The organism is Flavobacterium collinsii (assembly GCF_902804485.1).
GTDB lineage: Bacteria > Bacteroidota > Bacteroidia > Flavobacteriales > Flavobacteriaceae > Flavobacterium > Flavobacterium collinsii.
In genome coordinates this window covers 1-5,031 of record NZ_CADCST010000167.1, presented here as the reverse complement: position 1 = coordinate 5,031, position 5,031 = coordinate 1, and the positions used below count along the sequence as shown (strand labels likewise).

Here is a 5,031-nt window from a genome sequence, read left to right as displayed (position 1 = left end):
AATTAACTAAATATATTTAATCAACTTTTTAACGAGTGTAAAATTCATTCATAAGCACGATTAATTTCGGGTAACCATTGTAGTTTCTTTTTTAGTGGCGATTTCTAATAAAAAAGGATTCCCCTCTTCATCAAACATCGTCATATTTAGAGCGTCCAACAAAATCAGATTTTTCGAAACGCCTCCTTTAAATTTATTATACGAAAGATTCAATTCAAACAAATGATGTAATTTTTCCAATTCATTTGGAATTTCTCCTTCAAAATTATTATCAAACAAACTCAGGTTTTGCAAAGCGCTAAAATTGATCACATCTTTGCTTAAACTGCCTGTCAGCTTGTTCTGATTTAAAAGTAAAACTTTTAAAGTCGTTATGGTATAAATTGAGCCCGGTAACTGTCCCTGAATTTCATTGTTGAATAATGCCAGAGTCTCTAATTGGTTCAATTTTCCTATCTCTAAAGGAAGCTCTCCCTGAATTTTATTATCGTGCAAATCGATCGTGACTAAATTAACCAATGTAAACAATTCAACAGGCAGATTTCCCTGTAAATTATTAGCAGCTAAATGGAGCCCGACAACTTTACCATTCTCGACAATCACCCCATGCCAGGTTGCCACTGATAGTGACAAATCCCACTTTACTTTCCACTCCGAACCCTTTGTCGCATCATACAATTTGATAAGCGCTTCTTTCTCTTTATCTGAAACCGTATCAGCAAAAATATTCAGAGAAAAAATAAAAGCTAAAAAAAATGTGGCTAAGCTTTTCATCACAAAATTGGGGTTTTATTGATGGTATAAAATTATACATTTCACAGTTATAAAGCACATAATGTCGATAAACTGTTGATAAATATTAATTTAATCCTAATTTTACTACTTTACTTAAAAATCTGTTTTTTGCAATTTTTTGTTTAAATTTGAACAACTAATCCTAAAAACCTCATATTATGGAATTTAACCCTATTGCATTGTTTTTATCCGCAATCGTAACACTGGTCGTTGGTTTTATCTGGTACAACCCAAAAGTGTTTGGAACGATCTGGATGAGAGAAAATAATCTCACAGAAGAAGATCTCCGAACAGGAAATATGCTCAAAATATTCGGTCTTACGTATCTTTTCTCCTTAATGATTACCGTAATTCTAATGTCACTAACCATTCACCAAACCGGTGCTTTAGGAATGGTAGGCGGACCTCCTTTGGTTGCCAGTGCAAAACCTTCTTATGCTGCTTTTCTGAATGATTACGGACTGGCATACCGTACGTTTAAACATGGTGCCCTTCACGGATTTATGTCGGCGTTGTTTTTTGCCTTTCCAGTGATTGGAATCAATGGTTTATTTGAGAGAAAATCATGGAAATACATCTTTATCCATGCTGGTTTCTGGGCTGTTTCACTTACTCTTATGGGTGGAATCATCTGTGCATTTGCCTAAAAAACAACATACAAACCCGTTTGAAATTAAAACTCAGACGGGTTTTCTTAATAATAACTTAAAGCAATTGAGTTCTTATAAATATTATCTAATTTTGAAGAAATTAGCTCACTCTTTTGACTACAACCTATTCTTTCGAAATATACAACAGCACATCACTACTGCCCTCAGAATGGAATTCTCTGGCTGTAGATAATATTTTTCTAACCAAAGAATATCTTGAAGTACTGGAAAACTCCTGTCCGGTAAATATGATATGTCATTTTATCGGAATTTTCAACGACAACAAACTGGCAGGAATTGTTTTAACTCAATTTTTGTTTGCTGAAAAATTAGACTCATTTGGCGAACGCGATCAATGTTTAAAAACTTCTGTACGCAATTTTGCTTTTAAAAATTTTGCTTCACATGTATTATTTGTCGGAAACAATATGCTCACAGGGCAAAATGCGTTTGTATTTACTTCAGATATAAAATTATCAATAGCCTTTAAAACATTACACAAAGCTATTAATCAGCTCAAAAAAAACCTGAAAGAAAATGGAAAAAAGGTCCATATTACAAGCATAAAAGATTTTACCGCAACCGAAATTATACCTTTACAGACCGAATTTAAAAACAATTACACCTTTTCGACCCAACCCAATATGATTTTTGAGATCCACAAAGAATGGACCTCTGAACAAAATTATATTGAGGCGCTGTCAAAGAAATATCGCGATCAATACAAACGGGCCCGAAAAAAAGCGGACGGAATTGAGAAACGAAAAATGTCTTTATCCGATATTAAGAAATATGAAGATGTGATCTACGATTTGTATTTCCATGTGGCGAAGAATGCTCCTTTTAATACCTTTTTCTTAGCCCGAAATCACTTCAGCTTTTTTAAAGAGATTATGAAAGATAATTTTTTGTTTTATGGTTACTTTTTAGAAGAAAAGCTAATTGGATTCAATACTCTGATTCGAAATGGAAATGCAATGGATACTTATTTTTTAGGTTATGACGAAACGATCCAACGCGAAAAAATGCTGTACCTCAACATGCTTTATGACATGATTGCTTATTCTATCAATCACGGTTTCAAAACCATTGTATTTGCCAGAACTGCCCTAGAAATTAAAAGTTCTGTTGGAGCAAAGCCTGTTAAAATGTACGGATTAATTACACACAGCAATACTTTAATCAATCATAACATAGCGAAATTATTCAATTATCTGGAACCTAAAACTGATTGGCAGGAAAGGAATCCGTTTAAATAATTAAATTTAGCATTGTGCCAAAATAGATATGCTTACTTTTTCATAAATCATCAAATAAAATTCCTTTTTTATTCATCCAGCCTCCGGTATGATTCCTTTTTTTATATCTTAGATAGCTATAACTAAAAAAATCAATAGTAGTAAAACGCATAGTATTTACCTTAAAATCTTTATCATAAAAATCCACTTGATGGTTTTTGTTTAAAATTACAAAACCATTTAATGAATAAATCTTATCATATTTTATAGGCACTATTTCCGCCAAAGTGATGGTATCGTTTTTTTGTTTAAATGTGTAAAGTCCTTCCTTTTTATTTTTAATTAATATCAGTCGATCATCAAAACCACCATTCACAGAATAATCCATAGTCTTTCCTCGGCTTATAAAAAGCAATGAATCAAATTTTATTTTAGAGTCGATAAAAATATTTTTAGGCCGCGATGTATAACCGTAAGTCATTTCCGCATTAACAATTTCCCTAACTCTATTCCGTTTTATGCTTAATGTATATCTTGTAACAGTTCCACAGCCAAAAGCTTGTTCTCTGTAAAATGTAGAGGCAAAAAGACGAGTGTCAATTTTTTTAATTTTGTTTTCTGCCAAAATCTCAATATTCCCATCTCCTTGATAAATGTCACGGTAGGTAAAAGTACTGTCTAACACAAAATCAGAATTGTAGAATTTTACAGTCTTATCATCAGTCGTCACAAAATGTTTGCTATTGTAATACTTTAATGGCAAGTCATCCAAGATCTTTTGATTATCCTTAAAAACCGCATAATTGTTGTCTTTTTTTATTTTAAGAGTATATTTTCCAATTTCAAAATATCCTGTTTCCATATTAACAGCATTTTTATCCTTTATAGAAAATTTAAGACCATAAGTATTATATTCACTTTGCAAATCCACAAAACTTGTTTTTATCTGATTATCTTTTTTATAAATCAAACCTAGATAGGGACACCAATAAATAATTTTATTATTGGCCAGGACCATCTTATGTATTTCATCTTCTTTTTCCTTTTCTAATTCCCAAACCTTGTTCTTTCTTATTACTCTACAAACCAAAACACTATCATTTTTCAAGAAATAAAACTGTTTCAAATGAGGCTGATCCACAAAGTAAACTTTGCCTCTAAACTCTTTTAACAAATCAAAATCACTATCCAAATCAGAGAGTTTTATCGCATCCATACTGTCATAATAATATTCTTTGCCTATAGAATCTACTTTTTCTGTAGCATAAACACTGAATATATTACCATGAAAGAAATTGCCACGACTTTGAGTAAACCCTTTTTTCTCAATTTTATAAAAATAAAGCGTGCTCCTGTTAACTTGGCAATAATCGTAGTTTGTGATGTCCGTAACTTTGTTTTGTGCCTTCATGATTGTCACAAAAACAAATAGAATTAAGAGAATTTTGTTTTTCATTAATAGTACTATTATTGGCTAATCTTCTTGTTCAGCATTTTGAATTAAAGCTTGCATAATTACTATCCTTTCCTCAAGAGTTGTTTCATTAGTTAATTTTTCTTTTTGCTTTCCCATCACACTATCATCCATATAGCCTGTATTTGTAGCCCTTTCGTATGCCTCAGTAAAATCATAGGAACTAAAATACTCGTCGTCTTCATTTTTACTAAGTATGACCTTCATTTTATTAATATAGAATTGCTTTACTTCTTTGGGGAATTTTTTTGAAATCAGTTCATAATAGCTTTCATTTCCCTTCAAAAAATTATCTTTCGCCAAGATTAATTGTTTCTCGGTTAAGACTAAAGTATCTGATTTTAAAACTTTTACTTGTCTATAATAATTTATAAAGTCATACCTAGGCAAATCATCATACTTCAAATAATAGTCAATACTTTTTCCATAACGTTCTTCTGGCGATTTTAAATTTTCAATTTCTTTTACGTCTTTTATTTTCTCAATTATACTTTTCCAGTCAGAATCACTTTTCGAAAGATTCGCCAATAGTGTCAGTTTCTTTTTTTCTTTTTTAAAGAATAGAATACAATAATATTTTCTGTTAGCATCCAAGATCTCTCCCAAACCGCAGGATCCTCCATTCATCATATCGCTATCATAATAATCATTTTCACCTTGAGGGCAAAAAATTTCTTTATCTATAAATTTAATATTAGAGTCATTTTTTATGATTTCCTCATAATTATTTACCTTAATATATCCGGCTTTAAAATGGTCATTAATATACTTATTTCCGTAATCAAAATCTGAATATTCAACGAAAAGGATTAAATCACTATTCATTGTCAAATTTCTCAAATCAAAACTTTGAGAATGTATTATACTCTGAATC

Annotated in this window: 5 protein-coding genes; 2 read left to right on the top strand and 3 right to left on the bottom strand. The window is 31.2% G+C overall.

The annotated features are described in order from the left end of the window. Nucleotides 1-60 precede the first annotated feature (60 nt). Nucleotides 61-774, bottom strand: coding sequence for a leucine-rich repeat domain-containing protein (locus FLA105534_RS23030; RefSeq protein ID WP_173968419.1), 714 nt, complete (start codon nucleotides 772-774; stop codon nucleotides 61-63). A gap of 179 nt (nucleotides 775-953) precedes the next feature. On the opposite strand from FLA105534_RS23030, the gene FLA105534_RS23025 reads away from it, so the two are divergent. Then, nucleotides 954-1,442: a DUF1761 domain-containing protein gene (locus FLA105534_RS23025; protein WP_173968418.1), complete on the top strand. Its 489-nt coding sequence runs from the start codon at nucleotides 954-956 to the stop codon at nucleotides 1,440-1,442. 116 nt (nucleotides 1,443-1,558) lie between these two features. Then, entirely contained in the window at nucleotides 1,559-2,704 is a 1,146-nt protein-coding gene (locus FLA105534_RS23020; protein ID WP_173968417.1) for a GNAT family protein, read from the top strand. Nucleotides 2,705-2,744: 40 nt separating this feature from the next. On the opposite strand, the gene FLA105534_RS23015 is transcribed toward FLA105534_RS23020, so the two are convergent. Together FLA105534_RS23015 and FLA105534_RS23010 are read right to left on the bottom strand one after the other, a co-directional pair. Continuing rightward, nucleotides 2,745-4,139, bottom strand: a complete 1,395-nt coding sequence (locus FLA105534_RS23015) for a hypothetical protein (RefSeq protein WP_173968416.1) — start codon at nucleotides 4,137-4,139, stop codon at nucleotides 2,745-2,747. Between the two features lie 18 nt (nucleotides 4,140-4,157). Further along, the coding region (locus tag FLA105534_RS23010; protein ID WP_217427728.1) for a hypothetical protein at nucleotides 4,158-5,031 on the bottom strand (874 nt) is incomplete at its 5' end.